General features: G+C 57.2%; 4 protein-coding genes. 2 read left to right on the top strand and 2 right to left on the bottom strand.

The genetic code is table 11. The annotated features are described in order from the left end of the window. Positions 1-245: 245 nt before the first annotated feature. Positions 246-407, top strand: a complete 162-nt coding sequence (locus WCA53_RS24900; RefSeq protein WP_423916694.1) for a hypothetical protein — start codon at positions 246-248, stop codon at positions 405-407. Between the two features lie 60 nt (positions 408-467). Here WCA53_RS24900 and WCA53_RS24895 read toward each other — a convergent pair whose 3' ends face one another. Beyond that, positions 468-1142 carry an HAD family hydrolase gene (locus WCA53_RS24895; RefSeq protein ID WP_423916692.1) on the bottom strand — a complete coding sequence of 225 codons (675 nt, stop codon included), beginning with the start codon at positions 1140-1142 and terminating at the stop codon, positions 468-470. Between the two features lie 295 nt (positions 1143-1437). Between WCA53_RS24895 and WCA53_RS24890 the strand changes: the two genes are divergently transcribed. Continuing rightward, complete coding sequence (locus tag WCA53_RS24890; RefSeq protein WP_423916689.1) at positions 1438-1596, top strand: hypothetical protein; 159 nt, start codon at positions 1438-1440, stop codon at positions 1594-1596. Positions 1597-2143: 547 nt separating this feature from the next. Here the strand turns inward: WCA53_RS24890 and WCA53_RS24885 are convergent. Further along, positions 2144-2866 carry a GntR family transcriptional regulator gene (locus WCA53_RS24885; RefSeq protein ID WP_423916686.1) on the bottom strand — a complete coding sequence of 241 codons (723 nt, stop codon included), beginning with the start codon at positions 2864-2866 and terminating at the stop codon, positions 2144-2146. Between the last annotated feature and the right edge of the window lie 68 nt (positions 2867-2934).

The following is a 2934-nucleotide window of genomic DNA, read 5'->3' as shown; positions in this document are numbered from 1 at the left end:
GGAAGGTGCAACGAATCTTTGCAACCAGCCGACCCGAAAACGCCGCGTCTATCCGCATATTGGAAAAGCTCGGGATGCGTCCAGCGGACCGTTACCGCAAAAACGTGCTGATTAGGGGGGAATGGCGCGATACTCTCGTATATTTGATGGAAACAGTATAGGGATGCTTAGCAATATGCTAGCGCGCATAGCGCGCAACTTTGGGTATCTGACACGGGACTTCAACGAGTATCCGAGCACTGAACATGCTGACCGTGCAGTTGGCCGCTGAGCTCAAGGACGCCGGCATCAAGGTCAATGCGGTCGATCCGGGGCTTTACGGCAACCGATCTGAACGCGCACCGCGGCTACCAGTCGGTACAGCAGGGAGCCGCTGCCGCGATCCGCTTGGCGTTGCTCCCCGCTGACGGACCAACAGGTGGATTTTTAGTGCCGGCCAGCGGGAGCCTTGGTAAGCGCCCAGCAGATCAAGGCCTCGCTGCAACCTCGTCAAGATGAAAAAGCAGATCCGCGGGGTCTTCATAAACCCGTAGCGCGCCCGCGCGTTCGAGTTCCTCGGTCCCATATCCGCCCGACAGCAAGCCGACACCGAGCGAGCGGCATCGACGCGCGGCCAGCATGTCCCAGATGCTGTCCCCAACAACGACGGTGTGCTCGATTGGCACGCCAAGCCGCTCGGCTGCGGCAATGAACAGATCCGGATCGGGCTTCGCATATTTGACGTCGTCGCGAGTGACGACAACCGCCTTGGCTGGGTCGACCCCGAGCGCCTCCAGGTTCACCGCTGCCGTTTCCATCCGCCCGCTGGTTGCAATCGCCCAGCGTGTGCCAGCCTGCGTCAAGGCGCCGAGCAATTCGCATGCTCCGGGCAGCGGACAAACCTGCGCACGTAGGCGCTTATAGGCAGCGGCGTGCGCGCCACGAAGGCGCTCTACACGCTCCTCGCTGATGTTGCTGTGCGTTTCACGCAGGAGCTGGTTCATGAAAAGGCCGCCGCTCATGCCGATCTTTCGGTGGATCCTCCAGACTGATAACTCGATCCCTTCTGAATTGAGTGCTTCCTTCCATGCCAAAACATGCTGGTAGACGCTGTCCACCAAAGTGCCGTCCAGATCGAACAAAAATGACGTTTCAATTCGCATGATGTGCTCCGTGAAAGGCTCCATAAAGTGCTTCGTGAACGGCTTCATCCAAACAGATTCGAGCAAGGTGGCCGACGGTCAACCGCATGTTGCATGCCGGGCAGCCAATTCCAGGAGATCCGGTGATCTCGCGCCAGCATGACTCGATCCTAGACCGTGCGCGGGGCAGGTAGACGAGAAGCGAAACCCCAAATAGCAACGCGTTTCGGGGCCACGCGCTGTACTGGGACGAACCCTTGCATCGGGCATCCATCGCCTACAATGTAAGGACGGTCGCGACCCTAAGGAGAGTGCCATGGCTGAATCAATGACTGTATTCTGGCTTGGACTGATGGTCCTGATCATGGCGACAATATTGATCGTCGAACATTACAGGCGTGAGCGATCAAGGAGCCGGCATTTTCGCTGGCTGGACAGTCATCCGATGCGGGACTGGCTGCACCATAGGCCGTAATTGCAGGCCGCGATCCCGCGCGTTTAAGGTGGGTTTGCAAGCGAGCAAATAAGCCATTGCCAATTAGCGCAAAACGCTCTGCGACCAGGACCGCGATGTCGAACCATAGCCCGTCGCCTGACGGGCTAATGGTGGAACGCGCGCGTCCCTGACTCGGTGCGTGGCTGCGCTGAGGAGAGCCGACAATAGCGCCGGAACACAAATCATCCTATCAATAGCTCGACTCGCAGGCGAAGGTCGGGCTCGCGATTTGCTGACACGGGATATCTGAACTCGCCGCTATATTCACTCAAGCGTGCACTCAAGCCAGCGCGAAGGAGGAGCCCGATGCTGATACAGACGTTCGAAACATTCGTTGCGTTATTTGCGCTTTGCTTTCTCCGCCTATCCGAAAGTACTCCGTTGGGCGTCGCCCAAGCGTTGGGCTCCCTACTGGGGATCTTTGTCGGAGTCGCTTTGCCGCTAGGCGTAGCAATGAAAACGCAAAAGCAATTGAACAAGCTTTGAAAAACTGGATCGAAAAAGGGTACGGTCGACTAATAAAGCCTCAAGCCTTCAACTTGGTTTCGGCCATTGACTCATCACCCAAGACCTGCAGTACCGCATCCCGCTTTTCAAGCAAGTGGTGGCGCAGGATTGCGCTCAGCCGCTTGCCGTCCCGAGCGTCGAGGGCTTCAAGCATTTGCTCATGATCGCCAATAGCCCTATCCCACTTTGGCGTCTGAAAGTTGGATCGAAACCGGAGAGCTTGTAACCGTCGATTGACCGCAATGTAGGTCTGGCGCAATGCAGAGTTGCGGGCGGCCTCGTTGATCTTGTCGTGGATGGCCTGATTTCGACTGTAGTACCCCGGCAGGTCGTTTTGTGCACGGCAAGCGAGCATGGCGTAATGCAATGCCTTGATCTCGGCGATCTCGCTGAGCGTAATCCGCTCGGCCGCCAGTTCACCGGAAAACGCCTCAAGCCCGCTCATCAACTCAAAGGTCTCGCGAAGCTCAGCCTCCGACATTTTAAGTACGGAGGCGCCCCGATTAGGTGAAATCTCGATCAGTCCCTCGGACGCCAGCACCTTCAACGCTTCGCGTAACGGCGTGCGCGAGATGCCCAGCGTCTCGCACAGCTCGCGCTCATTGAGCTTTTTTCCAGGTTCGAGCAGGCCCTCGACAATGAATCGACGCAAATGATCGACGACAGTGTCGTGCAGATGCTGCCGCTCGACCTTAGGCATCACCGGGGTGACTACCGCAGTCTCAGTATCCGAATTTTGCATACAAAATTTCCTCAAGCGCTTTTGACATTCTAGCCCGTGCCGAAAGGAGCGAGTAAGCTAGGGTAAAC

The organism is Caballeronia sp. (assembly GCF_049581465.1).
Classification (GTDB): Bacteria; Pseudomonadota; Gammaproteobacteria; order Burkholderiales; family Burkholderiaceae; genus Caballeronia.
This window is presented reverse-complemented; position numbering and strand designations above follow the sequence as displayed.